This is a genomic window from Pseudomonas sp. ok266 (assembly GCF_900110195.1).
GTDB classification, from domain to species: domain Bacteria; phylum Pseudomonadota; class Gammaproteobacteria; order Pseudomonadales; family Pseudomonadaceae; genus Aquipseudomonas; species Aquipseudomonas neuropathica.
The window spans coordinates 59,912-85,171 of the sequence record NZ_FOCU01000011.1 but is presented as its reverse complement, the minus strand read 5'-3'; the positions used below and the strand labels follow the sequence as shown (position 1 = coordinate 85,171).

Here is a 25,260-nt window from a genome sequence, read left to right as displayed (position 1 = left end):
CATGACCGTGTAGGAGTCTTTACATGAGTCTGGAAAACATCTCCTGTCAGAAGAGTTTCGGCGGTTGGCACAAGCGTTATCGCCATCGCTCAGACGTGCTCGGTTGCGACATGGTGTTCGCCGTGTACCTGCCACCGCAGGCGGAGCAGGGCGGCAAGTTGCCGGTGCTGTACTGGTTGTCGGGCCTGACCTGCACCGACGAGAATTTCATGCAAAAGGCCGGCGCGATGCGCATGGCTGCCGAACTGGGTCTGATCATCGTTGCGCCGGACACCAGCCCCCGTGGGCCGGATGTGCCGGGTGATCCTGATGGCGCGTGGGATTTCGGCCTCGGTGCCGGTTTCTATCTGAATGCCACGCAGGAACCTTGGTCGCGCCACTATCGGATGCATGACTATGTCGTGCATGAGTTGCCTGCACTGGTCGAAGCGCATTTCCCCGCCTCGGACAAACGCAGCATCAGCGGTCACTCCATGGGCGGTCACGGTGCGCTGGTCTGCGCGCTGCGTAACCCGGGACGCTATCAATCGGTGTCGGCGTTCTCGCCAATCAACAACCCGATGGATTGCCCGTGGGGTCAGAAAGCCTTTTCGCGCTACCTGGGCGAAGACCGTTCCAAATGGAAAGAGTGGGATGCCTGCGCACTGATTGCCGAGGCGGATGAAAAACTGCCGCTGCTGGTCGATCAAGGGGATCGCGATGACTTCCTCGCCACCCAGCTCAAACCCGAAGCTCTGCAACAAGCGGCAAAACAAGCGGGTCATCCGCTGACATTGCGCCTGCAACCGGGCTACGACCACAGCTATTTCTTCATCTCAAGCTTCATAGACGACCACTTGCAGCATCACGCACAAGCCCTTCGGGACTAATGCAGGTAGAATCACGCCCTGACAAAAATCGGGGCGTTTTTTTATGCGTATTGGCCACGGCTATGATGTGCACCGTTTCGCTGAAGGCGATTTCATTACTCTGGGCGGCGTGCGCATCGCACACAGCTTCGGGCTGCTCGCTCATTCCGACGGTGACGTCCTGCTGCACGCCTTGAGCGATGCCTTGCTCGGCGCCGCTGCGCTGGGTGATATCGGCAAGCATTTCCCGGACACCGACCCGCAATTCAAGGGCGCCGACAGCCGTGCGCTGCTGCGTCATGTGGTCGCGCTGATCCATGCCAAAGGCTGGAAAGTCGGCAATGTCGACAACACTATCGTTGCCCAGGCACCGAAAATGGCCCCGCATATCGAATCGATGCGCGCGCTGATCGCGGCGGATCTTCAAGTTGAGTTGGATCAAGTGAACGTGAAAGCTACCACCACCGAAAAGCTCGGCTTTGTCGGTCGCGAAGAAGGCATCGCCGTGCACTCCGTTGCCTTGTTGCTGCGCGCATGAACGAACTGCAATTGCTCGGCCCGCGGGCCTATGGTGAACCCCTCGGCACTGCGGTACTGAAAGCCATCGCTGAAGACTTTCAGGTCGATGAAGTCCTCGATATTCCGTTCAGCGGCGATGGCGAACATCTGTGGATCTGGGTCGAAAAACGCGGCCTGAACACTGAAGAAGCTGCGCGGCGTATCGCCAAGGCTGCCGGCGTGCCGTTGCGCACGGTGAGCTATGCTGGCCTCAAGGATCGTCAGGCGCTGACTCGCCAGTGGTTCAGCGTGCAATTGCCGGGCAAGGCCGATCCGGATCTGTCGGCGGCGGAAAACGACACGCTGAAGATTCTCAAGACCACTCGCCACAAACGCAAACTGCAACGCGGTGCGCATTCGGCCAACGGTTTCACCTTGCGTTTGACTCAGTTCGACGGCGACAAAGCGGCGATTGACCAGCGCCTGCAGCTGATAGCCCAACAAGGCATCCCCAATTATTTCGGCGCCCAGCGTTTCGGCCACGACGGCGGCAACGTCGTTGACGCGCGTTCGTGGGCGGCGCGCAAGGCCTTGCCGGAACAACGCAATGTGCGTTCGCGCCTGCTCTCGACGGCGCGCAGTTTTCTCTTCAACAAGGTGCTCGCCGCACGAGTGACCGATGGCACCTGGCAAAAAGCCCAGGTCGGCGACCTGCTCGCGTTCACCGACAGCCGCAGTTTTTTCCCGGCCGGAGAAGCCGAGTGCAGTGACCCGCGTCTGGCAATTCTTGACCTGCATCCGACCGGCCCGCAGTGGGGCGAGGGTGACTCGCCGACCGCAGGCGCTGTCCATGATCTGGAGCAGGGGATTGCTGCCGGTGAAGCAGAGCTGCGCGATTGGTTGATCAACGCCGGTATGAGCCACGAACGTCGCATCCTGCGGCTGCCCATTGGCGGGTTGACGTGGCATTATCCCCAGCCTGACATTCTGCAACTGGAATTCGTCCTCCCGGCCGGATGCTTCGCCACCGTATTGGTGCGCGAACTCGTTGATCTGGTGCCGGTGGGGCAGACGGACAGCCCATGCGTATTCTGATTTCTAACGACGATGGGGTAACCGCACCCGGTCTCGCCGCGCTTTATGCTGCGCTGGCGGATTACACCGAGTGCGTGGTTATCGCCCCGGAGCAGGACAAAAGCGGCGCCAGCAGTTCGCTGACGCTCGACCGTCCGCTGCACCCGCAATACCTGGCCAACGGCTTTATCAGCCTCAACGGCACTCCGACCGACTGCGTGCACCTGGGCCTCAACGGCTTGCTGGAGCGCGAGGCGGACATGGTGGTTTCCGGGATCAACCTCGGCGCCAATCTTGGCGATGACGTGCTGTATTCCGGGACAGTGGCGGCCGCCCTTGAGGGACGTTTTCTCGAACGTCCGTCGTTCGCTTTTTCGCTGGTCTCGCGACAGGTGGATAATCTGCCGACAGCGGCCTACTTTGCGCGCAAACTGGTCGAGGCCCATGCCGGGCTTGATCTGCCACCGCGCACGGTGCTCAACGTGAACATTCCCAATCTGCCGATCGACCATATTCGCGGTATTCAGTTGACCCGCCTCGGCCATCGCGCCCGTGCGGCGGCGCCGATGAAAGTGGTCGATCCGCGTGGCAAGGCCGGTTACTGGATTGCTGCAGCCGGCGACGCCGAAGACGGCGGCCCGGGCACGGACTTCCATGCGGTGATGCAGGGCTACGTTTCCATCACCCCGTTGCAGCTCGATCGAACCTTCAACGATGCGTTCAGAAGCCTCGATGGCTGGCTGGAGGGACTGCGCTGATGGCCCGTGAACATGAAGACAGGCTGCGCAGCGGGATCGGCATGACCTCTCAGCGTACCCGCGAGCGGCTGATCCAGCGCCTGTACGAAGAGGGCGTGTCCAACGCCAAGGTGCTGGAAGTGATCCGGCGTACGCCGCGTCACCTGTTCGTCGATGAAGCGCTGGCACACCGTGCTTATGAAGACACGGCGCTGCCGATCGGCAATAACCAGACGATTTCCCAGCCTTATATGGTGGCGCGCATGAGCGAGCTGCTGCTGGAGGCGGGCCCACTGGATAAGGTGCTGGAGATCGGCACCGGTTCCGGTTACCAGACGGCGGTGTTGTCACAACTGGTTGAGCGGGTGTTCTCGGTTGAGCGCATCAAGGTACTGCAGGATCGCGCCAAGGAACGTTTGGTTGAACTGAACCTGCGCAACGTGGTGTTCCGCTGGGGCGATGGTTGGGAAGGGTGGCCGGCGCTGGCACCTTATAACGGCATTATCGTCACCGCCGTGGCCACGGATGTACCGCAAGCCTTGCTTGATCAACTGGCTCCGGGCGGACGCATGGTGATTCCGGTAGGCTCCGGGGAAGTGCAGCAATTGTTGCTGATCGTGCGTGAGGAAAACGGCTTTTCCCGGCATGTTCTCGGGGCTGTCCGTTTTGTGCCGTTGCTCAATGGGCCACTGGCCTGAGCATTTGTTTACGCGCGCTGAATTCCTTTCGTTCGCCTCTGTCTTACTCGGGCAACGATGGTTTAAACGCAGCAGATTGTCAGATGGCAAACGTGTGCGTGAAGCGATTTCGCTTCATTAAAGGTAAAGCCGATCCGGCCCGTTATACTTGCGACACCTCATGCCGACATCCGGCATTCCACATTTTTCAGCCACCACAAAGGGAGCGGCGGGTGAGTCTCACAGTCATTGCGCAGCGTATGGGTAACACGAGCTTTCAGCGCCTGGTGACTGGCCTTGTCTTGAGCACCTTGCTGGTCGGTTGCTCCAGCACCAAATCGAGCAATGTGCGGGTGGTCGATCGCAACAACGCGGTGGCCCAGCGTCCTACGGTGACGACCGGACAGTATGTAGTCCGTCCGGGCGATACGATGTTTTCGATCGCATTTCGCTACGGCTGGGACTACAAAGCCCTCGCGGCCCGGAACAATATTCCTACGCCGTATACGATCCATCCGGGTCAGACGATTCGCTTCGACGGCCGCACCGGTTCAACGCCGACGGCGGTGGTGAGCAACAGCAGTTCTTCACCTTCTTCGTCGAGTAAAACCACGGTAATCCGGCGCCAGGCAAATGGCACCACGACCACTACAACCACCGGTTCTACGGGGGCTGTACCGTCCGTCGCCAACAAGCAAGCGCCCGCGCCGTTGCCTCCGGCAGGCCCAGCCCCGACCGGCTGGGGATGGCCATCTAATGGCATTCTGATTGGAAAATTCTCTTCAAACGGTAGTTTGAATAAAGGAATTGATATCGCCGGAGATTTGGGACAGCCTGTTTTAGCTGCGTCTGATGGGACGGTGGTATACGCCGGGAGTGGCTTAAGGGGCTACGGCGAATTAGTCATCATCAAACACAGCGAAACCTACGTCAGTGCCTACGGACATAACCGCAGGCTGTTGGTTCGGGAGGGACAGCAGGTCAAGGTCGGACAGACAATTGCCGAAATGGGGTCAACGGGTACAGACCGGGTGAAACTGCATTTTGAGATTCGCCGCCAAGGTAAACCTGTAGATCCGCTGCAGTTCCTGCCAAGACGTTGATTTGTAAGCCAGCCTGTTCCGTCGCGTAGAGGGGACAGGCTCCAGCGCTGCCAAGGATAAAGGCGTCGCTTGAGCTTGGGGTCGAACTCACCAAAGGACTATAACAATGGCTCTCAGTAAAGAAGTGCCGGAGTTTGACATCGACGATGAGGTTCTCCTTATGGAGACCGGCATCGATTCGGAATCTTCGATGTCGAATGATGAAGGGGCTGCTCCACCTTCCGTTCGTTCCAAATCCAAACACTCCGCTTCACTTAAACAACATAAGTACATCGACTACACGCGTGCACTTGATGCCACGCAGTTGTATCTCAACGAAATCGGCTTTTCCCCACTGCTCTCTCCGGAAGAAGAAGTTCATTTTGCGCGACTGTCGCAAAGTGGCGATCCGGCCGGACGCAAGCGCATGATTGAAAGTAACCTGCGGCTGGTGGTCAAAATCGCCCGGCGTTACGTCAATCGGGGGCTGTCGCTGCTGGATCTGATCGAAGAGGGCAACCTCGGATTGATCCGGGCGGTGGAAAAGTTCGATCCCGAGCGCGGCTTCCGCTTCTCGACCTACGCGACCTGGTGGATTCGTCAGACCATCGAGCGCGCGATCATGAATCAGACCCGGACCATCCGGTTGCCGATCCATGTGGTCAAGGAACTCAACGTGTACCTGCGGGCTGCACGGGAGCTGACGCAGAAGCTCGACCACGAACCTTCACCCGAAGAAATCGCCAACCTGCTGGAAAAACCGGTGGGTGAGGTCAAGCGCATGCTTGGCCTGAACGAGCGGGTTTCTTCGGTCGACGTCTCGCTGGGTCCGGATTCGGATAAAACCCTGCTGGACACCCTTACCGACGATCGTCCGACCGATCCTTGTGAACTGCTGCAGGATGACGACCTGTCGCAGAGCATCGATCAATGGCTGTCGGAGTTGACCGACAAGCAGCGCGAGGTGGTTGTACGCCGCTTCGGTCTGCGCGGCCACGAGAGCAGCACGCTGGAAGATGTAGGCCTGGAGATCGGCCTGACCCGGGAACGGGTGCGGCAGATCCAGGTAGAAGGCCTCAAGCGCCTTCGTGAAATCCTCGAGAAGAATGGCCTGTCGAGCGAGTCGCTGTTCCAGTAAGCGCCTCACACGCTCGCCCGCAAGAAGCCCCGACTGGTTCGGGGTTTTTTGTTGGCCTCGATTTTCTGGGCATTCCGCCGCTCTTTTTCATTGTCGGACGTACGGTTGGCATTTCCATCCTTTGTAGTCTCGGGGTGTAAGCCTTGGCTTACTCTCTCGTAAGTGTTCCCTATTTTTACAAGACGGCAGACGTCGATTACGGACATCGCCGTAATTTAACTTATTGTTTTATATGTTTATTTTTTAACATTAAGTGCTTATGACAATCTTTTTCGGCACCCGCAGCCGATTGCTCTTGTCAGGGAACTCTCTAGTATCGGGGCTGTGTCGACGGACAGACACGCCCTTCAAGGAAGAGGGGAACGGACATCGCAGGACGCGATTCATCAGGACGATGAAAAGGAATACAGGGAATAGGGAAAAAATGTGGGCGGGTCATACCGCCCCTTTTTTCGCCTGCAGAAAAGTAAAAAGGCCCGCGAGGGGCCTTTTCGTTCGAGCGCGGGGCTGATCAGCGCTCGAGGTCTTTGATCTTGCCTTTGACGCCATCCCACTCTTCGGCATCCGGCAGCGATTCTTTCTTCTCGGTGATGTTCGGCCAGATTTCAGCCAGCTCAACGTTGAGTTGAATGAATTCCTGCATCTCTTCCGGAACTTCGTCCTCGGAAAAAATAGCTACAGCCGGGCATTCCGGTTCGCACAGGGCGCAGTCGATGCACTCATCCGGGTGAATCACCAGGAAGTTCGGGCCTTCGTAAAAGCAGTCCACCGGACACACTTCTACGCAGTCGGTGTACTTGCACTTGATGCAGTTGTCGGTGACGACGAAGGTCATTTCTAATTTTCTCCTCAGGCGGCGGCAGCGTTGCCCCTTCACGGTTGGGGTCGCCAGGTTCGGGAGCGATACCTGCTGGCCAGGCTATTAGCCAGCAGCATCCCAAACCGCGCGAGATTCTAACAGCTTGAAGCCGTTTGCGTTATATCCGCTTCTTCAGTGCTTATATCCGGTTCTTCAGTGCATAGAGCATTTCGAGAGCTCGGCGCGGGGTCAGGTCATCCAGATCCAGTTTAGCCAGTTCATCGAGCACCGGGTGTGGCAGGCTGGCGAACATGTCGCTTTGCTGTGGCGTCGCCGGTTTGCCCTTGGCGGCAGGTTTCGGCGCTTCATGCGGCAAAGCGGTTTCTTCCAGTCGGCTCAAGTGCTCACGGGCACGCACGATCACTTCACTTGGCACACCAGCCAGTTGCGCCACCGCCAGACCGTAGCTCTGGCTGGCAGGTCCCGGCAGCACGTGGTGCAGGAAGACGATGCGTTCGTTATGCTCGGTCGCATTGAGGTGGACGTTGGCCACCAGTGGCTCGGCTTCCGGCAACACGGTCAGTTCGAAGTAGTGGGTGGCAAACAGCGTATACGCGCGCAGATGCGCCAGACGCTCGGCCGCCGCCCATGCCAGCGACAGACCGTCGAAGGTGCTGGTGCCGCGCCCGACTTCGTCCATCAGCACCAGGCTGCGCTCGGTAGCGTTGTGCAAGATGTTGGCGGTTTCGCTCATCTCGACCATGAAGGTCGAACGGCCACCGGCCAGGTCATCGCTGGAACCGATTCGAGTGAAGATGCGGTCGACCAGCGACAGTTCGCAACTGGCTGCGGGCACGAAGCTGCCAATGTGAGCGAGCAACACGATCAATGCGGTTTGGCGCATGTAGGTGGATTTACCACCCATGTTCGGGCCGGTGATCACCAGCATACGGGTGTTGTCATCCAGGCTCAGGTCGTTGGCCACGAACGGCGTGGTCAGCACTTGCTCGACCACCGGGTGACGACCCTGGGAGATGCGCATGCACGGCTCGCTGACGAAGCGCGGGCAGTTCAGGTCAAGATTCAGCGCACGCTCGGCGAGGTTGCTCAACACGTCCAGTTCGGCCAGCGCGCCGGCGGTGTCCTGCAGCGGTGGCAACTGGCTGATCAGGTCTTCCAGCAGCGCCTCGTAGAGCATCTTTTCGCGCGCCAAGGCACGGCTCTTGGCAGACAGGGCTTTGTCTTCGAACTCTTTCAGTTCCGGCGTGATGAAGCGCTCGGCGCCTTTCAGGGTTTGCCGACGGATATAGTCCGCCGGTGCCGACTCGGCCTGCTTGCTCGGCAATTCGATGAAGTAGCCGTGAATGCGGTTGTAACCGACTTTCAGGTGGCTAAGACCGGTGCGAGCTTTCTCGCGGGCTTCGAGATCGATGAGGAACTGGCCGGCGTTTTCGCTCAGCGATTGCAGCTCGTCGAGTTCGCTGTCGTAACCGGTTTTCAGCACGCCGCCGTCACGGATCACCGCCGGCGGATTGTCGATGATGGCCTTTTCCAGCAGTGCCGCCAGTTCCGGGTAGGTGCTGGTGATGGTCGCCAGACCTTGCAGGTGCGGTGCTTCCAGGTCAGTCATCGCCACTTGCAGTTCAGGCAGGGCACCGAGGGCGTCGCGCAAGCGAGCAAGGTCACGAGGACGTGCGTTACGCAGGCCGATCCGCGCGAGAATTCGCTCGATGTCGCCGATTTCCTTGAGCTGTGGTTGCAGCTTTTCGAAACGATAGCGATCGAGCAGGCACGTGATCGAAGTCTGGCGCGCCAGCAGTACGGTCAGATCGCGCAACGGACGGTTCAGCCAACGGGTCAGCAGACGGCTGCCCATGGCGGTCTGGCAGCGATCAACGACTGATTGCAGGGTGTTGTCGCGACCACCGGCCAGGTTGGTGTCGAGTTCGAGGTTGCGACGGCTTGCACCGTCCAGCACCACGGTGTCATCCAGACGCTCGTGGCGCAGGCTGCGCAGGTGGGGCAGGGCGGTGCGCTGGGTCTCCTTGGCGTAGGCCAACAGGCAACCCGCAGCGCCGATGGCCAGGGTCAGGTTCTCGCAGCCAAAACCCTTCAGGTCTTGGGTGGAGAACTGCTGGCAAAGGCTTTTCAGTGCTGAATCACGCTCGAAATCCCACGGCGCACGACGACTGACGCCACGGCGTTTTTCCGCTGGCAGATCCCTCGGCCAGTCATCCGGGATCAGCAACTCAACCGGGTTGATCCGCTCCAGTTCCGCCAGCAGGTTTTCCCAGCCTTTGATTTCCGACACGCTGAAACTGCCGCTGGTGATGTCCAGCACGGCAAGGCCGAACAGACGTTCGTCACCCAGCAGGGCTGCAATCAGGTTGTCGCGGCGTTCATCAAGCAGCGCTTCATCACTGACCGTACCCGGCGTGAGGATCCGTACGACCTGACGCTCAACCGGGCCTTTGCTGGTGGCCGGATCGCCGACCTGCTCACAAATCACCACGGACTCGCCAAGCTTCACCAGCTTCGCCAGATAGCCTTCCGCCGCGTGGTAAGGAATACCACACATCGGAATCGCCTGCCCCGCCGACTGTCCGCGCGCGGTCAGGGTGATGTCGAGCAACTTGGCCGCCTTCTTCGCGTCTTCGTAGAAGATCTCGTAGAAGTCGCCCATGCGGTAGAACATCAACTGATCCGGGTGCTGATTCTTCAGGCGCCAGTACTGCTGCATCATCGGGGTGTGGTTTGAAAGGTCGGTCATACGCGGAGTTCAGCTCTACCTGTCTATTTGACAACTCATATCTGTCTAATGGTACAGGGAATTTTTCGGCATTGTTGCCGGCGGGCTCAGATAGCCCTGAACCAGGCTACCTCATGACACTTCAGTCAATAGGGGCGCGCGGTTAGTGCAGGAAAGAATAATTCCGCGAATCTTGTAAAGGGCGCTCTGGTGTATGATGCCAGCCTTTAAATGTGCGTCAGCGCTTGAAGACAGATATAAGGAAAATAGCATGGGATTTTTTGATGAATTTCCTCGATTTTATAAGACCAGCCAGACGAGCCCGTTTCCGGATCGCCTGAACTCCCGGTACCGAGCCATCATGGAACGAAACGCTGAACTCATTCGAGGGAAGAGAGTTCTGGATATTGCCAGCCATGACGGTCGTTGGTCCTTTGCTTCCCTTCAGGCTGGGGCTGCACATGTCACCGGAATCGAGCCGCGCCAGGAATTGATTTCAAATGCTATAGAGACGTTCACCGAGTATGGGATCGATAGTTCTCGATATGAATTCCTGCAAGGTGACGTATTTGACCAGATCAAAGGCAAGACCTTTGACGTAGTTTTCTGTCTTGGTTTTTATTACCACACTATTCGCCATGCCGAGTTGTTCGACCTGATTGAACGAACCGGCGCAAAATTTGTTGTCATCGACACCGAAGTTACTCCTGTTTCCGAGGAACTGGCAGATCCAACCAATAACGATCCACGCGTGGTTTACGGCAACCCGTATGGCGTTCAGATGCTGCTTGATCAGGTAGATGATCAGCAGATGGCGTGGACTGATTCTCTTACTCGCAAGGGTTTCACCATCGTGGGAAGGCCTTCGCGCCAGGCAGTAAAATTCATGGCCAAGCATTTTGGTTATGAAACAGAGACGTTCAACTGGGAAGAGTATTTCCAGACCAACCCCGAGGCCAGAGTTTCTATGGTCGACTACTCGGAAGGTTGGAGGGACACATTCTTTTGTAAGCGATAAAATCCGATTTTTCAAAAGCCCGCCATTGAGCGGGCTTTTTTCGCCAGCAGGACAGAGGAGTGGTCACAAAGCGGTGAGCCAAGTGTTGATAGGGAGTAGCTGAAAGCCGATGCTGAATGACTTGTGAGTGGTTACATAAGCGTTTTTGCATCAAATATTGATTTATGCATTAGCTATGCGATTTAGCATTTGTCTTCGCGAATAACTTCAAGCACTATGCGCGTTATGCAAAAACGCAACGTAGCCTCCGTCTTAAGAGCATTGCTCGACCAGCACGGGATCTCCCCCACGGAGCTCCACCGTCGCACCGGCGTGCCTCAATCCACTCTCTCGCGGATTCTCAGCGGGAAGATCGTCGATCCTTCGGATAAACACATTTCGAAGATCGCCGAGTACTTCGCCGTGAGCACCGATCAATTGCGCGGGCGCGCGGATGTCGCGCCGTCGGCCGGTGGCGCGCGTGATGACGTGCACGCGGAACTCAAGGACATAATGCTGTGGGACGACGATACGCCGGTCGATGATGACGAAGTATCGGTGCCGTTCCTTCGCGAGGTTGAATTGGCTGCTGGATCAGGAAGATTCGTCATCGAAGAGAGCGAGCGCTCTAGCCTGCGCTTCGGCAAGCGCAGCCTGCGCCATAACGGTGTGCAGTTCGACCAGGCCAAATGCGTGACAGTACGTGGCAACAGCATGTTGCCGGTGTTGCGTGATGGTGCCACCGTCGGCGTCAACGCCGGCAAGTGCGGCATCGGCGACATCATTGATGGCGACCTGTACGCGATCAATCACAACGGCCAGTTGCGCGTGAAGCAACTCTATCGCCTGCCGACCGGCATTCGTCTGCGCAGCTTCAATCGCGATGAACACCCGGACGAGGACTACAGCTTCCAGGAAATCCAGGAGGAGCAAATCGTCATCCTCGGTCACGTCTTCTGGTGGGGCATGTACGCCCGCTAACCCGACCCTTCTCAGATAAACCCGCCTCGCAGGCGGGTTTTTTTTCGCCTTGATGAAACCGCCAAACCCTTGAGCTGCGGGGCTTCCATGCATCTGCGCATTTCCTGTGCATAAATAAATGCATTTGCGCATTGACTGGATATGCATTCATGCATATTCTTGCCACCAAGCCGCTCGACAAAGCGGCTGGCAAGAAAGCTCTTTAGTTCCACAAGAACAGGCAGCGATGAACCGGCCTCAACGGTTCAGAGGGTTGGCAACTGACCCGGGTGTGCAGCGTAAAGCACCAGAAGCAGTTATCCGGCGGGCAGGGACCGCGGTCGGAAAAACAATTTGAACGGACTCGTACCGCGCCAGTAGCGCCGAAAAGTCAGCTTCCTTCTTGAAAACAGGATTTGAAGGAAGGCGAAGGAGCGCATTACTGAAAAGCCCGGCTTCAGCGCCGGGCTTTTTTGAATGCCTGCCTGGCTTCGATCTGATCGAGCCGCCAACCCCCAGGGGTTGTAAATCTAAAAAGGAGAAATGCATGAATCGATACGTTTTTATCGCCCTGTTCAACCTGAAGGTTTATCAAATTCTGGATACCGATGAAGCGATGCCGGTGAACCCTCCAGATGGTGTGTGGGGAGAATGGGCGGATGCCACGGGTAACACGACAGTTCAGGTCGGATGGAATGCTTTCAGGGTCAGTGATCATTGGGAGTTTGTCGCGCCTACTTATGACCAGCTAGTGCGCGAAGGTCAGGTTATGGCGGCCATGCTGCTGGCAGACACGCAAAAATGGCTGCTGCTCAATCCATTTGATTACAAGGTGGATCTGGGCGTCGCAACGCCTGCCGAAGAAGCAGCGTTACTGGCTTTCAAGCAATACGTTGTCGCCGTGAGCGAATACAAAAATCAACCTGATTTCCCGTACACCATTACTTGGCCAGCGATCCCTTTCCCTTTCGTTTAAATCAGCTGTGCGGTTTTCCGGGCCGCATTACTGAAAAGCCCGGAGACTGCCGGGCTTTTTGGAATGCCTACCTCAAGAGATAACGATTGAACCCAACACAAATCACTCACCCCCGGGAGGCGTGACATGACAACCGAGCAACAAGCATTGGCCGATATGCCGATCTGGCTGGTCATCCTCCTTGCCGTCGTCGGCGGAGTTTCCGGCGAAATGTGGCGCGCCGACAAGGAAGGTGCCCGTGGCTGGTCATTGCTGCGACGCCTGGCCCTGCGCTCCGGCGCCTGCATGATCTGCGGCGTGTCGGCAATCATGCTGCTGTATGCCGCAGGACTTTCGATCTGGGCCGCCGGCGCGTTCGGTTGCCTGACAGCGATGGCCGGCGCCGACGTCGCCATCGGCTTGTACGAACGCTGGGCCGCCAAGCGCATCGGCGTCTGCGAAGTTCCGCCTCGCGACCAACCTTAACCAAAACCAATTTTCCGTGCCGCCATTTTGGCGGCAGGGTTTCGCGTGGACGATTGAAAAGGAGGTCATGTATGCCCACACCGATCCAGCAGCCGTCGCAACTGTTCACAGCCATCGCGACGACGCTGCGCAACACTGCCGGGCTCAACATCAATGTCGGCAATCACGATGATTTCACTGCACCGGGCGATCAGGCCTGGGTGTTGATCGACTTCGACCGGAATGGGGCGGGAGTACGTGGCGCTGACGGGCGAATTGCGCATGTCATGACGGTGTCCTTGCAAGTCATCCCGGCCCTTTCTGCCAGCGCATTTGCAGCATGCGATCTGATCGCTGTGCTGAAGAATTTGATCACCGACAATCGCTGGGGACTGCCTGGCGATCAATGTGATCTGCCGACCAATATCGATGGATTGCCGTCGTTGCTGACCCGCGCTGACCAGCAAATCAAAACCTGGACCCTGACGTTCAACCAGACCCTCTACCTCGGCCCGACCTTGCTCGATGATCCACTGGGCACACCGAAATTCGCCCGCACCTGGGAAGTCAGCAACATCGACGATCCAGACCAATACACCGCGCTGGAGGCCTGACCGATGTTCGACGCGTTATTGCGCATGCAACTGGGGCCGATCATCGAACGCCTGGCCGAAATGGAAGCGGAAATCGACGACCTGCACCGCCGCGCTGAAAGCTTCTGCCGCATCGGCATTTGCCAGACAGTCGATGCGGCGAGCAATACCTGCCAGGTCAGCCACGGTGGCTTGCTCACGCCAGCGATCAAGTTTTTCAACCCCAGCGCCGGCGCACAGAGTGAGTCGCGGATTCCGACCGTGGGTGAGCAGTGTCTGCTGTTCAACTACGGCAGCGGCGAAAGTGGCGCACAAAGTGTCGCCCTGTTCGGCCTGAACAGTGATCGCTTTCCACCCGTTTCGACTGTCCCCACGCTGACGCGACGGGTTCATGTCGACGGCAGCGAAAGCGGCTACGACGATGCCACGCACACCCTCCACTGGCAAAACGGCCCAGCGGCTTTCAGAGGTTCTCGCGAGTCGCTGGAACTGAGCATCGGCCCGGCGCGACTGGCGATGACGCCACAACTGATCACCCTGCAACTGGGGGCCGTCGGCCTGACCATCGACGCCTCTGGCGTGCACTTCAGCGGTCCATTGGTCGATCACCAGGGCCGTGTCATCAGCCCCTGATTCAAGAGCCTCCACATGATCGGAATCGATAGAGACAGCGGGGCCACGGTCGACGACTGGCTGCAATTTGTGCAGCGCGCGACCCGGGCCCTGACCACACCGCTGGGCACCCGGCAAAAACGCCCGTTGTACGGATCGTTGATCCCCACGCTGCTGGGGCAGAACCTCGGTGACGACGTTCTGCTGTTGGCCCAGAGCCACGCCGCGCAGGCGTTCTACAACAAGCAAAACGGCATCGACGATTTTCAGCCACAAGTGATCGTCGCCAGCCGCCAGGGCGCCGGTCTGCGGCTGCGCTTCGCCGGCATCTGGAAAAACCGTCAACAAACCTTCGAGGTCGTGACATGAGCATGTTGATCCCCGGCCAGAACCAATTGGCCGAACCCGCGCTGATCACCGTTGAAGCCTTCGAAGACTTGCTCGCCGAGTTCAAGACTTTCGTCATCGAATATGTCGGTGTGCGTTCGCCGGACAGTGCCGCAAAACTCAAGACCAGCCTGGAAAACGAAAGCGAACTGCTGACCCTGGCGCTTGAGGCTTTCTGTGTTCGGCTGCAAACCCACGAACGCAAATACAACGCCCGCATCAAACAGATGCTGGCGTGGTGGGCGACGGGGAGCAACCTCGATGCGCGGCTAGCGGACATGGGCCTGGAGCGGCAGTTGCTTGATCCCGGCGACCCGGCGGCATTCCCGCCAGTGCCGGCGATTTATGAAAGCGACGACGATGCCCGCTTGCGTTATTACCTGGCGCCCCATGCGCCGGCAGCAGGTTCGCGGATGCAGTATCGCCGCGAAGTTTTCACCCTCGGCGAGCGTCCGACGGTGCATGTCGAATCCACTGAGGCAGGTGTGGTGAATGTCACTTACACCTTCAACCCGGACGGCCTCGCTGCACAGGTCAAGGATGGCAATGGTCGGCGCACCGCGCCGGGCGAAGTGCAGGTCACTGTGCTGTCCCGCGACGGTGATGGCACGCCTTCCGCGTCTTTGCTTGACGGCGTTCGTCAGCATTTCGCTCGCCCCGACGTGCGACCTGAAACCGACCTCGTCAGCGTCAAGGCAGCCGATATTCAGCGCTATAAGATCCGCGTCGTCGCGAAGATCAATTCCGGCCCGGATTCGGGTCTGACCAAAGTCGCCGCGCAACAGCAATTGCAGGCCTACGCCGACAGTTGCCATCGTCTTGAAGGCCGCGTTGATCCAAGCTGGATCGACTACACGCTGCACAGCGCCGGCGCTGTGCAATTGCAGATTCTCGAACCGCTGGCGCCGATCGTGACGACGGCGTTTCAAGCGCCGTACTGCACCGCAGTCGAAGTTGAGGTGCTGACGCTATGAGTGAGCCAACTCAGCGTCCGACGCTGCTGCCGGCCAACAGCTCGGCACTCGAACGAAGTCTGGATCTGGGCTTCGGCGCACTGCTTGATCGCATCGCGCCGCCGTTTCCCGAACTGATGAACCCGAGCGAAACGCCTGTCGCCTTTCTGCCTTATCTGGCAGCGGATCGTGGTGTCGCCGAATGGAGCACCGCCGCACCGGAAGCGGAAAAACGCCTGACCGTTGAACTGGCCTGGCCCACCGCGCGCCAGGCTGGCACCCGCAAGGCGTTGGAAAACGCCGCCAAGGGTTTGCAGTTAAGACCCGAGATCCGCGCCTGGTACGAACAGACACCGCCCGGTGCGCCGTACAGCTTTTCCGTACGAGCTTTTAGCGACCAGCCCTACAGCGAAGAAATCGACGCCCGTCTCGACCGACGTCTGGCGGATGCCAAGAGCGAACGCGATGTGCTGACGGTCTCGGTCGGCTTGAGCGCTTTCGGCAATCACGTCATCGCCGCCGCGACGTTCTGCGGTGAGCTGACCACGGTTTATCCGGTGTTCATCGAAGGCCTTGAAACCTCGGGAGAGGCGTTCATGGCCGCCGGCATGTACACCGTCGAAACATCCACTATTTATCCTCAGGGGGCCTGAATGGCTGACTATTACACCCTGCTCACCAACGCAGGGATTGCCTACGAAACGGCGTGCAAGGCCGCGGGCACGCCGATCAAGTTGACGCAGATTTCCGTCGGTGACGGCGGCGGCACGGTCTACAACCCGGCCGCCACCGCCACTGCGCTGAAACGCGAAGTCTGGCGCGGGCCGCTCAATGCGCTGTTCCAGGACGAGAAAAATCCGAGCTGGCTGCTCGCCGAAGTGACCATTCCGCCGGATGTTGGCGGTTGGTATGTGCGAGAGGCGGGGCTGTGGACTGATACCGGGATTCTCTACGCCATCGTCAAATATCCAGAGTCGTTCAAACCGGTACTGGCGACGTCGGGTTCGGGTAAAGAGTTTTACATTCGCTCGATTTTCGAGACCAGTAATGCGTCGCTGGTGACGTTGCTGATCGACGACACCGTGGTCAAAGCCACTCGTGCCTGGGTCATGAGTTATCTCGCCGAAGAACTCGGCAAGCTGGATGGTAAGCAGTCGGTGCGTGTTGCGGCATCCAGCAACATTGTGTTGAGCGGTGCGCAGCAAATTGACGGTGTCGCAGTGATTGCTGGCGACCGCGTGCTTGTTGCGAACCAGACGCTAGCGAAGGACAACGGCTTGTGGATCGTCGCCAATGGCGACTGGGTGCGGGCGAATGATGCCAATAGCAATGCCAAGGTCACGCCGGGCCTGACGGTCATGGTGGAGGAGGGCACGGCGAACGGTGATTCGCTGTGGCACCTGACCACCAATGCGCCGGTCATCCTGGGCACCACCGCGCTGACGTTCAAGATGCTGGCCGGGCGCACCGGGATTGCTGCCGGGACTTACAAGAGTCTGACGGTGGATGAATATGGCCGGGCGACTGCGGGGGCCAACCCCAATACGTTGGCCGGGTTCGGGATCACTGATGCCCTTGGAATCAACGCAACGGCAGTTGCGGCTCGAAAGCTTGAAACGCCTCGGAGTATTTCCGTCTCCGGCGCGGCGAGCGGTAGCGCGTCGTTTGACGGATCGGCAAATGCCAACATATCCATAGCGCTTGCCGACTCAGGCGCTGCTGCCGGTACTTACACAAAGGTTACCGTTAACACTAAAGGTTTGGTGACAGGGGGAGCAGCACTTTCCGCGACAGACATCCCGTTACTTGACTGGTCGAAAATTGGCTCCGGCAAGCCGGCTACTCTCGCGGGTTACGGGATAACCGATGCCTACACCACAGCGGGTACCCAGGGCGTCGTCAATCAGGCCATTGCCGACTTCTCGACAACTAAAAACCTGGCCGCTCCGGCCTTTCTGAACGGGTTCTACGACGCAAACACTTCGCGCTACTGGACGGCGAACGGCAACTTGTATGTCTCCATCGACTTTGCCCGTGGAACTGCGATTGGTGGTCAATCAACTCTTTTGTGTGTTCTACCGCCCGGAGCAAGGCCTCGATTCAGATGTTGTGGCACCGGCGATTGGGTTACGTCGTCACCCTTGGCGTTTGGTTACCTCTCCTGGTCACTTGAAACCAACGGGAACCTCAGCATCGACCTGTCAGTGGGAGCGTCGGCTGGAGCTAGCGCCTACCAAGCTCAAATTCACCTCTGCACTCAACTAGCGTGAAGGCAAGCCATGTATTACATCCTCGATTCAAAAGGCGGATTTCTCTTCTCCGACGCCAGTAATAAAAATTACTCTGACTGGACGCTCATTCCACTTCCCCAGCCTTGCTGGAACCCGCGATTTACCGGAGCACGAGACAAGGAAACTGGGGAATGGACTGGCATGTGGGTGCAGGACGGAGAGCCAGTGCCAACCGCCGACGAGATTTGTTTGCGGATAGACACCTATGCTGACGAAATTCGGCGGCTCGTTGCCGGCGACCCATTGCGTGCAGTTGAGTATGAACGTGCTACTGCTGAGGCTCAGCAGTTCAAGGATGATGGCTATCCGGATGATGCAGTGCCGCGCACGGTCGCTGCTTGGGCGATCACGGGTCGAACGCCACGTGAAGCCGCCGACAGCATGCTGGCTGAGGCCAGCCAATATGTGCAGGTATTAAACCTGATCCGCGAGAATCGCCTGCAGGCGAAGGAGCAGATCAAACAGAAGATCGCAGCGGGGGCCACTATGGAGGCCAAGCAGATTGCTGATGAAGCAATCATTGCGATTCAAGCAGCGGCTGCCGACGTTAGACCCGCAATAGGTTAACCATGAAGTCCTGGTGGTCTTTTCACGGGCCGCCCTAGATAGCGCAGCGCTCCAATAAGTGCCCCGAATTCGGGGTGTTTTTTTCTAACCCCAAAAGCACTCAACACCCGCCAAGCCCCTCCCCACGAGGGGCTTTCCCGTTTATGGAGAAACGAAAAATGGCAACCCGCCAAACCTACACCGTGCTCGTCCCATTCCCCACCGGCGGTGGGCACTGGTCGAGCGTCGGTCAAGACCTCGATCTGCTCGACGTCGAGGCCAGTGCCTTGCACACCGCCGGTCGACTGGAACTGAAAACCCCCACCACCCAGGCCAAAAAGGCCGCTGCCAAGAAGGCTGACTGAATATGGCTGAGGTTCTGAACTTCGAGCACAACGGCATTACCGTCAATGCCACCGAATCCCCCGAGGCCATGGGTGGCCTGGGTGACAACGTGATCGGTCTGGTCGGCACTGCGCCGAAAGCCGATCCGCTGATTCCGCGTAACGCACCGTTCCGCATCAACAGCTTCACCACCCATGCGCTGCTCGATCCGACCGGTTCGGAAGAAGGCACTCTGTATCACGCGGTTTACCAGATCCTCAAAGTGGTCAAGGTGCCGGTCTACGTGGTGATCGTCGAAGCGGGCGCGACCCCGGCCGACACCGTCAACAACGTGATCGGCGGTGTTGATCCGCTGACCGGTCGCAAGCTCGGTCTGGCCGCGCTGGGCAGTGTCCCGGAAGACCTGACCATCATCGGTGCGCCGGGCTTCACCGGCACCAAAGCGGTGGCCAGCGAGTTCGCTTCGTTCGGCAAGCGCATCAAGGCACGTGTGGTGCTGGACGGCAAGGACGCCTCGGTCGCCGATCAGGTGCTGTACAGCCAGGAGCTGGGCGGCGCCGACCTCGGTTTCGACCGTTGCCTGGTGGTGCACAACATGCCCGCCGTGTACTCGAAAGCAGCGAAGAAAAACGTCTTCCTGTCGCCTTCCAGCCTGGCGATTGCCGCGCTGGCTAAGGTCAAGCAGTGGGAGAGCCCGGGCAACCAGGTGACCTACGCTGAAGACGTTTCGCGGGTCGTTGAATACAACATCCTCGACACCTCCACCGAAGGCGATCTGCTCAACCGCTACGGCGTCAGCTACTACGCCCGCACCGTGCTCGGCGGCTTCTCGCTGCTGGGTAACCGCTCGATCACCGGCAAGTTCATCAGCTACGTCGGCCTCGAAGATGCGATCAGCCGCAAGCTGGTCAAGGCCGGCCAGAAAGCCATGGCCAAGAACCTCACCAAATCCTTCATGGATCAAGAGGTCAAGCGCATCAATGACTGGCTGCAAACCCTGGTCGCCGACGAAACCATTCCTGGCGGCAGCGTCTATCTGCACCCGGAACTGAACAGCGTCGAGAAGTACAAGAACGGCACCTGGTACGTGGTCATCGACTACGGCCGCTACGCGCCGAACGAACACATGGTTTATCAACTCAACGCCCGCGATGAAATCATCGAGCAGTTCCTGGAGGACGTTCTCTAATGTTTACCAACCGCGTAAGACAGGCCATCGCGGCCACCCTGCAAGGCCTGCCGTTGTCGGCAACCGTTGAAGAATTCACCCCGCCGAAGATCGAATTCGACGTGGAAGAAATGCGTGGCGGCCGCTTCATCGTCGAAGAAATGGCCAAGGGCGGCAAAGCGCTCAACGCCAAGCTGACCCTGCAAGGCCTCGGCGCCGAAGTCATGCTCGCACTGGGTGTGAAGCTGGGCGACGACATCCTGCTGAACGTGCGTGAAGCCGGTCAGGATCAGGATGGCAACACCTGGTTCACCTATCACACCGTTGGCGGCAAGCTGAAATCCCTCGAAGAAACCGCAGTGAAAATGGGTGAAAAACCCAAGACCAACCTGGAGCTGTCCTGCCGCACCTACAACCGCCTGGAAAACGGCGTGCCGGTGATCGACATCGACGTGCGTACCCAGAAGTTCGTGCTCAACGGCGTCGACATCCTCGGTGATGCGCGGCGTGCGGTGCTGATGCCGTAACTCACGGCTCACAGGCAATCACAAAACCCTGTGGGAGCGAGCCTGCTCGCGAAGCCTTTGGCACATTCAACATCAATGTGACTGAACGACCGCTTTCGCGAGCAGGCTCGCTCCCACAGTGGGCCAGTGTGACTGGCAGAAATTGAGTAACCCCCAAGAATCACCAAGGAATTCATACATGTCGTGGATGCCACCCCAGCATGACCTGCTGTCGCCAGTTACCGGCGACGACGGTTCGCAGATCGAAACGATCCAGCTCAAACCGCTGTTCTACGCCGCACAGAAAGAAGCGCTGGAACGCGCCGGCGATGACGAAGACGATCAGTTCTTCGAACTGGCCCTGCTCGCCACCGGCCTGTCGGTCAAGGAACTCGACCAGCTCAAGCGCCCGGACTACGTGAGCATCGCCCAGTACGTGCACGAGATGTCGACCCGTCCGGCGTCGTACTTTCTGGAGCAGGTCGAAGACGCGGAAAAATCCGCCGATCCCGACGAAGTGCAACTGCTGCAACCGCTCGCAGTGACCGGCCGCACCGTGACCTCGCTGTCGCTGGAAATGCCGGCACTTCGCGCCACCAAAGTGATGAAGAAATTGAAAACGGCCAAGGAACGCGCCGAGTTCATCACCGCCCATTGCACCGGCCTGATGATCCCCGATCTGGCCCTGATGACCGTCCCGGACTGGACGCAATTGCAGGTGCGCATCGACGATTTTTTAAACCAGCCGGCGGCCTACTTTCGGAACGCGATATCGAAGTAATCCTCGATATCGTCCCGCTCATTTACCCGGTAAGTGAGGCGGAAATTCTCGAATGGGACGCCGAAAAGGCGTTGCGCCGCTACGACATAGCGATCACTCGCCTTGGCGTGAAACAGGAGTAGAGCGGCAATGGCAGAGATTAAATATGCGCTCACGTACGCCGGTGAGAGCGGCAATACAACAGGCGGATTTTCGGTGCCCGACAACCTCGGCAAACCGCTGCAGGATCTGAACCTGACACTGGCGTTGGCAAGCGTGGATATTCGTTTGCTGACCCAAGAGCAGATCAAGCTGCGCGAACTACTGGTCAGCCAGCAGTCGTTGTTCAAGGCCGGCGCAGCAGCCCCTGCTGCAAGCGCTGAGCCGAAGTCCAAACTCAAGGCCGAAATCGAGCAGCGTCCGCCGCCGAAAATCACTCAATCGGCAATGGCCAACGAAACGGCGCTGGTTGAATTGAATCAGGTGCTGCACCTGAGCAACGAATCGCTTCAGGCACTCTCGGAAACGAACCTGGAAATCGCCAGTGATAAACGGGTTGCCCCTAGTGGGGCTACTGGCGCGGATTTGCTGCAAGTGCAACTCGCAGCGCTGCGGTCCGGCATCAGTGATGGTCTGAAGGGCGAGCAGAAAAAGGAGGCATTACAGGACTTCTCTCGTGATGCCGCCATCAATGCCTCGGCCTTCAAGATCGATGTCAAGGCTGCTGGCGAGATGTTGGCGGGCTGGCGCACCGCTCTGAAGCTTGATCGGGTGCAGAGCCAGGATCTGGCAGACGCGACCAGCTACCTTGGCAACAGCGGCCTGAACGTCAAAACCGCTGACATCGGTTCCGTCGTTCAAAGTGCCGGGGAGGGCGCCAAAGCTGCAGGGATGACGCCCGAGCAAGTGGCTGCACTTGCGGCAGCATTTCTGAACAGTGGCGCTAACAAGACAGATGCCGCAGCGGCGCTGAAGAGTTTCACGACGGTTCTGGGTAAAGGTCAGTCCGCCTCATCGGCGCAGCGCTCGGCCTGGGCCGAAATGGGGCTGAACCCCGAGTCGCTGGCACGTGGGATGAGTGAAGATGCCCCCCAAACGATTAAGTTGGTTCTGGAAGAACTCAGGAAACAACCTGAAGAGAAACAGGCTTCACTGACAAAAACGCTGTTTGGCAACAATGATGCAATCCTTGAGTTGTTGAAGAAGCCTGAGGATGCTCAAACTGCGTTCAAACTGGTTTCTGACAAATCCCTGTATGCAACATCCAAACGCGGTGAGGATGCAGGTTCGGCGGCGCAAACCGCTGAGGCTTATGGCAATACATCGCAGGGACGCTGGAATGCGCTGGATGCGAGTCTCAACAGGCTGTCCACGGCAGTCGGCAACTCATTGGCCCCGGTGACAGATGGCTTTGCCGTCGCGCTCACGGCGGTGGTCAATGGACTGAGCGCCGCAGCCGAAAGCTTCCCGTTCGTCACAGCTGCACTGACGTTGCTTGGGGCGGCTGCCACGCCGTTCGTAGCGGGCACATTGAAGACCGGTGTGTCTTCAGTGCTCGATGCGATTTCCACGAGGCTATTGCGACTGGCTGCAGCGCGTTTACCGTCCGAAATCGGCGATATGATCGACGGTGACGATGACGACAGTGGCGGTCGAAAAAAGAAGCGATCAGCTCGCGGGTCGGGTCAAGGCAAACGAGCCAAGCCACCTGCGAAAAGTGCTCAGCCCCGCACGCCAGCTGTGCGCCAAAGCCTGGGCAATCGCTTGCGCGGTGCAGCGCTCAAAGTCATGCCCGCCATCAAAAGCACGGCTGCCAAGGTCTTGCCCGCAGTGCGCAGCGCAGGTGCGAATGTCATGCCGATGCTGTCTCGGGCTATGCCTTTGGTGAGTAAAGTCGCTGCACCTTTGATGGTCGCCCATGCCGCATACACAGGCCTGAAAGGCTTGCGTGAAGGTGATGACAACGCGGTGGGAAGCGCAAAAGGTGAGCTGGCGGGTACAGCTATTGGCGCGTTTCTCGGCTCGCTTATTCTTCCGGGTGTCGGTACGGCCATCGGGAGTGTCGTAGGTGGACTCGCAGGGTCCTACCTGGGGGAAAAACTCGCCAGTCCGCCCGCCGATAAACTCGCTGCGCCGGGAGAGGTCGCAAAGAATCTGGTCAACGCTCCCACCCAAAATCAAAACCAGCAAGTCACCTTCTCCCCACTGATCCAGGTCACCTGCCCGGCGCCAGATACTGCCGAGCAGATTCGTACGATCATCGGCCAGCAACTGAGCGGGCAATTCCACGGCCAGTTCTTGCCGCTGTTGACCAATAATCCGCTCGCCACCCGCCGTGACGCAGCCCTCACCGATGGAGTCGCCTGATGAAACAACAAATGGCTTTAGGCAGTTTCATCTTCGGCCTGTCACGCGACTTCGCCTATAGCACGCTGGCGCGAAAGTCCGACGGAGGCTGGAGCGAAATCCAGATCCTGACCAGCAAACCCAAGTCCAGCCAGACCGGGCAAAAACCGGAAACCCTGACCATCACCGGCAAGTCGATGTACGCCGTGGCGATGGATCGGCTCGACGAATTGCGTGCGTTGCAGGCCCAGCGTATCCCACTTCCATTGATCGACGGCATCGGTCGCAATTGGGGCCTGTGGCGAATCAACAATATTCAGGAAAACCAGAGCCAGATCATCGATGACGGCACGGCGATGGTCGTCGATTGGGTCATTGAATTGGCGGAGTTCAATAATGCGTAAAGTTCGAAGCGTGGCCGGTGATTCGGTGAATCTGCTGCTTTATCGCGAAACCGGGCGCAGCGATGATTCTGCCGAAGAGGCCCTGTGGAAGCTCAATACGACCCTCGCCGAGCATGGCCCGGTCCTGTCCGCAGGTGTCTGGGTGGTACTGCCGGAACTCGATACAAAACCCGCCGCGATCAACCCGCTCACAGCCTGGGATTAAGGAGGTTGCATGACATTGGGTTTTACCCCGGCGGTAGAAATCTACGGCGCCCATGCGGCCCTGCTCAATCAGCGTCTGATCAGTTGGGAGCACATCGATGCCGCCGGGATCGAGTCTGATCAACTGACTCTGACCGTGGACCTTGAAGGCCTCGACGGGCTGCCGAACCTCGGAGGCCGAATCGGACTGAAGGTCGGCTACCGAGAAACCGAAATGGTCGACAAGGGCCAGTTCAAAGTGACACGGCTGACGCCGACGCTGTTCCCGTTCCGCCTGACACTGGTGGCCACAGCTGCACCGTTCAGCAAGGATGACGAGACCGGTTTCAAGCAGCGCCGCACCGCCAGCCATGGTCCAACGACGCTCGGCGGACTGTTTCGCGAACTGGTGTCGCGGCATGGTTTCTCACCGCGAGTTGCCCCCGATGTGTCACTGATACGGATCGAGCACATCGACCAAACCAACGAAACCGACATGGGCTTTCTGACGCGGTTGGCGGCAAAGTACAACGTGGTCGCCAAACCGTACGATCAGATCTACGTGCTGGCGCGACCCGGTCAGACCAAATCACTGTCCGGCAAAGTGCTGGCGAACGTGATCCTGTCGGTGACCAGCAACAATCGGCCGGGTGATCACGCCTTTGTCAGCGCCACGCTGGAAGAGACTGCGCGGGCGCAGAATCAGGGCTGCATAACCCGCTGGCTGGATACTGCTACGGGTATTTTGCAAGAGGTCAAAACCGGGCTTTCGCCGTACAAGATCCTGCGCCAGCACCAACCCAGCGAAGCCGATGCCATCGCCGTGGGAGAAGGCGAAGTGCGCAAAATGCTCCGGCAAAAGTTCAAGGTGAAGATCACCTGCCCCGGCGATCCACGGCTGGCCGCCGAAGGCCTGGTGCTGCTCGATGACACCTGGCCGGACTTCATGCGCGGACGCTGGTCGATCGACAAGGTCACCGCCAGTGGCAATCGTGAGAACAGCTATCGCTGCCTGATCGATGCGTCGTGCCTCGACCCGAAAGCCGAAGCCAAAGACTGATTCCTCAATCTCACAGCGGTGAAGATCCCTGTGGGAGCGAGCTTGCTCGCGAATGCAATCTGACATTCAAAAGAGTCATCGACTGAAACACCGCTTTCGCGAGCAAGTCGAATCGTCGCACCGTCGC

General features: G+C 58.5%; 28 protein-coding genes. 26 read left to right on the top strand and 2 right to left on the bottom strand.

Going from position 1 to position 25,260, the window contains the following annotated elements:
- Nucleotides 1-23 precede the first annotated feature (23 nt).
- From fghA to rpoS, 7 genes are all read left to right on the top strand, one after another.
- Nucleotides 24-869: an S-formylglutathione hydrolase gene (gene fghA / locus BMY54_RS20780; RefSeq protein ID WP_093436555.1), complete on the top strand. Its 846-nt coding sequence runs from the start codon at nucleotides 24-26 to the stop codon at nucleotides 867-869.
- 43 nt (nucleotides 870-912) lie between these two features.
- Nucleotides 913-1,386: a 2-C-methyl-D-erythritol 2,4-cyclodiphosphate synthase gene (gene ispF / locus BMY54_RS20775; protein WP_034149878.1), complete on the top strand. Its 474-nt coding sequence runs from the start codon at nucleotides 913-915 to the stop codon at nucleotides 1,384-1,386.
- Nucleotides 1,383-2,441, top strand: a complete 1,059-nt coding sequence (truD, locus tag BMY54_RS20770) for a tRNA pseudouridine(13) synthase TruD (RefSeq protein ID WP_093436552.1) — start codon at nucleotides 1,383-1,385, stop codon at nucleotides 2,439-2,441. Before ispF ends, truD begins: the two co-directional genes overlap by 4 nt.
- Nucleotides 2,429-3,178, top strand: coding sequence for a 5'/3'-nucleotidase SurE (gene surE, locus BMY54_RS20765; protein WP_007908831.1), 750 nt, complete (start codon nucleotides 2,429-2,431; stop codon nucleotides 3,176-3,178). Before truD ends, surE begins: the two co-directional genes overlap by 13 nt.
- 41 nt (nucleotides 3,179-3,219) lie before the next feature.
- Nucleotides 3,220-3,855, top strand: coding sequence for a protein-L-isoaspartate(D-aspartate) O-methyltransferase (locus BMY54_RS20760; protein ID WP_171057346.1), 636 nt, complete (start codon nucleotides 3,220-3,222; stop codon nucleotides 3,853-3,855).
- 212 nt (nucleotides 3,856-4,067) lie between these two features.
- Nucleotides 4,068-4,937 (top strand): peptidoglycan DD-metalloendopeptidase family protein, encoded by an 870-nt coding sequence (locus tag BMY54_RS20755; RefSeq protein ID WP_093436549.1) that lies wholly within the window; start codon nucleotides 4,068-4,070, stop codon nucleotides 4,935-4,937.
- Between the two features lie 106 nt (nucleotides 4,938-5,043).
- A complete protein-coding gene (rpoS, locus tag BMY54_RS20750) occupies nucleotides 5,044-6,054 on the top strand; it encodes an RNA polymerase sigma factor RpoS (protein ID WP_038357938.1) in 1,011 nt (336 codons plus the stop codon).
- A 511-nt stretch (nucleotides 6,055-6,565) separates the two neighbouring features.
- Here the strand turns inward: rpoS and fdxA are convergent.
- Entirely contained in the window at nucleotides 6,566-6,889 is a 324-nt protein-coding gene (gene fdxA / locus BMY54_RS20745) for a ferredoxin FdxA (protein WP_007908827.1), read from the bottom strand.
- Nucleotides 6,890-7,052: 163 nt separating this feature from the next.
- Nucleotides 7,053-9,623 carry a DNA mismatch repair protein MutS gene (mutS, locus tag BMY54_RS20740; protein ID WP_175559642.1) on the bottom strand — a complete coding sequence of 857 codons (2,571 nt, stop codon included), beginning with the start codon at nucleotides 9,621-9,623 and terminating at the stop codon, nucleotides 7,053-7,055.
- A gap of 250 nt (nucleotides 9,624-9,873) precedes the next feature.
- Here mutS and BMY54_RS20735 point away from each other — a divergent pair, with 250 nt between their 5' ends.
- The 19 genes from BMY54_RS20735 (at nucleotide 9,874) to BMY54_RS20645 (ending at nucleotide 25,133) form a co-directional block, all read left to right on the top strand.
- Nucleotides 9,874-10,620 (top strand): class I SAM-dependent methyltransferase, encoded by a 747-nt coding sequence (locus BMY54_RS20735; RefSeq protein ID WP_175559641.1) that lies wholly within the window; start codon nucleotides 9,874-9,876, stop codon nucleotides 10,618-10,620.
- Nucleotides 10,621-10,845: 225 nt separating this feature from the next.
- Entirely contained in the window at nucleotides 10,846-11,580 is a 735-nt protein-coding gene (locus BMY54_RS20730) for a LexA family transcriptional regulator (RefSeq protein WP_093436542.1), read from the top strand.
- A gap of 526 nt (nucleotides 11,581-12,106) precedes the next feature.
- Nucleotides 12,107-12,535 carry a tail fiber assembly protein gene (locus BMY54_RS20725; RefSeq protein WP_093436539.1) on the top strand — a complete coding sequence of 143 codons (429 nt, stop codon included), beginning with the start codon at nucleotides 12,107-12,109 and terminating at the stop codon, nucleotides 12,533-12,535.
- Between the two features lie 126 nt (nucleotides 12,536-12,661).
- Entirely contained in the window at nucleotides 12,662-13,000 is a 339-nt protein-coding gene (locus BMY54_RS20720; protein ID WP_093436536.1) for a phage holin family protein, read from the top strand.
- Between the two features lie 71 nt (nucleotides 13,001-13,071).
- Nucleotides 13,072-13,593: a hypothetical protein gene (locus tag BMY54_RS20715; protein ID WP_093436533.1), complete on the top strand. Its 522-nt coding sequence runs from the start codon at nucleotides 13,072-13,074 to the stop codon at nucleotides 13,591-13,593.
- Nucleotides 13,594-13,596: 3 nt separating this feature from the next.
- Nucleotides 13,597-14,205: a phage baseplate assembly protein V gene (locus BMY54_RS20710; RefSeq protein WP_093436529.1), complete on the top strand. Its 609-nt coding sequence runs from the start codon at nucleotides 13,597-13,599 to the stop codon at nucleotides 14,203-14,205.
- Between the two features lie 15 nt (nucleotides 14,206-14,220).
- Nucleotides 14,221-14,553: a phage baseplate protein gene (locus BMY54_RS20705; protein WP_093436526.1), complete on the top strand. Its 333-nt coding sequence runs from the start codon at nucleotides 14,221-14,223 to the stop codon at nucleotides 14,551-14,553.
- Nucleotides 14,550-15,545 (top strand): baseplate J/gp47 family protein, encoded by a 996-nt coding sequence (locus BMY54_RS20700; RefSeq protein ID WP_093436523.1) that lies wholly within the window; start codon nucleotides 14,550-14,552, stop codon nucleotides 15,543-15,545. The genes BMY54_RS20705 and BMY54_RS20700 overlap by 4 nt, the downstream gene beginning before the upstream one ends.
- A complete protein-coding gene (locus BMY54_RS20695; protein WP_093436520.1) occupies nucleotides 15,542-16,177 on the top strand; it encodes a phage tail protein I in 636 nt (211 codons plus the stop codon). The genes BMY54_RS20700 and BMY54_RS20695 overlap by 4 nt, the downstream gene beginning before the upstream one ends.
- Nucleotides 16,178-17,794 (top strand): phage tail protein, encoded by a 1,617-nt coding sequence (locus BMY54_RS30975; RefSeq protein WP_256573923.1) that lies wholly within the window; start codon nucleotides 16,178-16,180, stop codon nucleotides 17,792-17,794.
- Nucleotides 17,795-17,803: 9 nt separating this feature from the next.
- Nucleotides 17,804-18,382: a hypothetical protein gene (locus BMY54_RS20685; RefSeq protein WP_139213424.1), complete on the top strand. Its 579-nt coding sequence runs from the start codon at nucleotides 17,804-17,806 to the stop codon at nucleotides 18,380-18,382.
- A gap of 158 nt (nucleotides 18,383-18,540) precedes the next feature.
- On the top strand, nucleotides 18,541-18,726 hold the full coding sequence (locus BMY54_RS20680; protein WP_003222199.1) for a hypothetical protein: 186 nt from the start codon (nucleotides 18,541-18,543) through the stop codon (nucleotides 18,724-18,726).
- Nucleotides 18,727-18,728: 2 nt separating this feature from the next.
- On the top strand, nucleotides 18,729-19,895 hold the full coding sequence (locus BMY54_RS20675) for a phage tail sheath protein (protein WP_034154903.1): 1,167 nt from the start codon (nucleotides 18,729-18,731) through the stop codon (nucleotides 19,893-19,895).
- Nucleotides 19,895-20,401 (top strand): phage major tail tube protein, encoded by a 507-nt coding sequence (locus tag BMY54_RS20670; RefSeq protein ID WP_016985055.1) that lies wholly within the window; start codon nucleotides 19,895-19,897, stop codon nucleotides 20,399-20,401. Before BMY54_RS20675 ends, BMY54_RS20670 begins: the two co-directional genes overlap by 1 nt.
- A gap of 178 nt (nucleotides 20,402-20,579) precedes the next feature.
- A complete protein-coding gene (locus tag BMY54_RS20665; RefSeq protein ID WP_093436514.1) occupies nucleotides 20,580-21,161 on the top strand; it encodes a phage tail assembly protein in 582 nt (193 codons plus the stop codon).
- A gap of 129 nt (nucleotides 21,162-21,290) precedes the next feature.
- The gene (locus tag BMY54_RS20660; protein WP_093436511.1) at nucleotides 21,291-23,507 is read left to right on the top strand and encodes a phage tail tape measure protein; all 2,217 of its coding nucleotides are present in this window, start codon (nucleotides 21,291-21,293) and stop codon (nucleotides 23,505-23,507) included.
- A complete protein-coding gene (locus BMY54_RS20655; protein ID WP_093436508.1) occupies nucleotides 23,507-23,890 on the top strand; it encodes a phage tail protein in 384 nt (127 codons plus the stop codon). The genes BMY54_RS20660 and BMY54_RS20655 overlap by 1 nt, the downstream gene beginning before the upstream one ends.
- Complete coding sequence (locus BMY54_RS20650) at nucleotides 23,883-24,095, top strand: tail protein X (protein WP_093436505.1); 213 nt, start codon at nucleotides 23,883-23,885, stop codon at nucleotides 24,093-24,095. Before BMY54_RS20655 ends, BMY54_RS20650 begins: the two co-directional genes overlap by 8 nt.
- Nucleotides 24,096-24,104: 9 nt before the next feature.
- Nucleotides 24,105-25,133, top strand: a complete 1,029-nt coding sequence (locus BMY54_RS20645; RefSeq protein WP_093436502.1) for a phage tail protein — start codon at nucleotides 24,105-24,107, stop codon at nucleotides 25,131-25,133.
- The last annotated feature ends 127 nt before the right edge of the window (nucleotides 25,134-25,260 follow it).

Bases quoted from the DNA above. Each gene is read 5' to 3' on its own strand.
- BMY54_RS20730 (WP_093436542.1), top strand. From the start codon at position 10,846: ATGCAAAAACGCAACGTAGCCTCCGTCTTAAGAGCATTGCTCGACCAG.
- BMY54_RS20655 (WP_093436508.1), top strand. From the start codon at position 23,507: ATGAAACAACAAATGGCTTTAGGCAGTTTCATCTTCGGCCTGTCACGC.
- BMY54_RS20665 (WP_093436514.1), top strand. From the start codon at position 20,580: ATGTCGTGGATGCCACCCCAGCATGACCTGCTGTCGCCAGTTACCGGC.
- BMY54_RS20675 (WP_034154903.1), top strand. From the start codon at position 18,729: ATGGCTGAGGTTCTGAACTTCGAGCACAACGGCATTACCGTCAATGCC.
- BMY54_RS20735 (WP_175559641.1), top strand. From the start codon at position 9,874: ATGGGATTTTTTGATGAATTTCCTCGATTTTATAAGACCAGCCAGACG.
- BMY54_RS20705 (WP_093436526.1), top strand. From the start codon at position 14,221: ATGATCGGAATCGATAGAGACAGCGGGGCCACGGTCGACGACTGGCTG.
- fghA (WP_093436555.1), top strand. From the start codon at position 24: ATGAGTCTGGAAAACATCTCCTGTCAGAAGAGTTTCGGCGGTTGGCAC.
- fdxA (WP_007908827.1), bottom strand. From the start codon at position 6,889: ATGACCTTCGTCGTCACCGACAACTGCATCAAGTGCAAGTACACCGAC.
- BMY54_RS20660 (WP_093436511.1), top strand. From the start codon at position 21,291: ATGGCAGAGATTAAATATGCGCTCACGTACGCCGGTGAGAGCGGCAAT.
- BMY54_RS20700 (WP_093436523.1), top strand. From the start codon at position 14,550: ATGAGCATGTTGATCCCCGGCCAGAACCAATTGGCCGAACCCGCGCTG.
- surE (WP_007908831.1), top strand. From the start codon at position 2,429: ATGCGTATTCTGATTTCTAACGACGATGGGGTAACCGCACCCGGTCTC.
- BMY54_RS20650 (WP_093436505.1), top strand. From the start codon at position 23,883: ATGCGTAAAGTTCGAAGCGTGGCCGGTGATTCGGTGAATCTGCTGCTT.
- BMY54_RS30975 (WP_256573923.1), top strand. From the start codon at position 16,178: ATGGCTGACTATTACACCCTGCTCACCAACGCAGGGATTGCCTACGAA.
- BMY54_RS20710 (WP_093436529.1), top strand. From the start codon at position 13,597: ATGTTCGACGCGTTATTGCGCATGCAACTGGGGCCGATCATCGAACGC.
- BMY54_RS20720 (WP_093436536.1), top strand. From the start codon at position 12,662: ATGACAACCGAGCAACAAGCATTGGCCGATATGCCGATCTGGCTGGTC.
- BMY54_RS20645 (WP_093436502.1), top strand. From the start codon at position 24,105: ATGACATTGGGTTTTACCCCGGCGGTAGAAATCTACGGCGCCCATGCG.
- BMY54_RS20715 (WP_093436533.1), top strand. From the start codon at position 13,072: ATGCCCACACCGATCCAGCAGCCGTCGCAACTGTTCACAGCCATCGCG.
- BMY54_RS20670 (WP_016985055.1), top strand. From the start codon at position 19,895: ATGTTTACCAACCGCGTAAGACAGGCCATCGCGGCCACCCTGCAAGGC.
- BMY54_RS20695 (WP_093436520.1), top strand. From the start codon at position 15,542: ATGAGTGAGCCAACTCAGCGTCCGACGCTGCTGCCGGCCAACAGCTCG.
- BMY54_RS20760 (WP_171057346.1), top strand. From the start codon at position 3,220: ATGACCTCTCAGCGTACCCGCGAGCGGCTGATCCAGCGCCTGTACGAA.
- BMY54_RS20725 (WP_093436539.1), top strand. From the start codon at position 12,107: ATGAATCGATACGTTTTTATCGCCCTGTTCAACCTGAAGGTTTATCAA.
- ispF (WP_034149878.1), top strand. From the start codon at position 913: ATGCGTATTGGCCACGGCTATGATGTGCACCGTTTCGCTGAAGGCGAT.
- mutS (WP_175559642.1), bottom strand. From the start codon at position 9,623: ATGACCGACCTTTCAAACCACACCCCGATGATGCAGCAGTACTGGCGC.
- BMY54_RS20680 (WP_003222199.1), top strand. From the start codon at position 18,541: ATGGCAACCCGCCAAACCTACACCGTGCTCGTCCCATTCCCCACCGGC.
- truD (WP_093436552.1), top strand. From the start codon at position 1,383: ATGAACGAACTGCAATTGCTCGGCCCGCGGGCCTATGGTGAACCCCTC.
- rpoS (WP_038357938.1), top strand. From the start codon at position 5,044: ATGGCTCTCAGTAAAGAAGTGCCGGAGTTTGACATCGACGATGAGGTT.
- BMY54_RS20685 (WP_139213424.1), top strand. From the start codon at position 17,804: ATGTATTACATCCTCGATTCAAAAGGCGGATTTCTCTTCTCCGACGCC.